Origin of the sequence: Algoriphagus aestuariicola, assembly GCF_017254835.1 — a bacterium.
Lineage (GTDB): Bacteria > Bacteroidota > Bacteroidia > Cytophagales > Cyclobacteriaceae > Algoriphagus > Algoriphagus aestuariicola.
Window position 1 is genome coordinate 1 of record NZ_JAFKCW010000086.1, and the last position, 280, is coordinate 280.

The 280-nt window shown below is 57.1% G+C and carries 1 protein-coding gene; it reads right to left on the reverse strand.

Annotation, left to right across the window (positions count from 1 at the left end; all coding sequences use genetic code 11):
• The coding region (locus J0A67_RS23750; protein WP_206571710.1) for an EAL domain-containing protein at nt 1–280 on the reverse strand (280 nt) is incomplete at both ends.

Genomic DNA, 280 nt, shown 5'->3' on the forward strand with positions numbered 1-280 from the left:
CCAGCCCTGACAGCAACCTCAGCACCGGACGCAAACGGTCGATATGTTGACACACATCTGCCTCCGCAAGTTCAATCAGAATTCGTCGACGCTGACTTTTTTCGCACTGCAACAGCGTATCGCGCAGCCAGCGTTGGAAAGAGCGCTGCAAAATCGAGTCCACGCACAGCGGGAACGCCAGCGTTTCTTCAGGCCACTGCGCCAGCAACGGGATGATGCGGCTCACCTGTTGGCGATCGTAACTCTCCGCCAACCCCAATTGCTCCACCAGCGGCATATA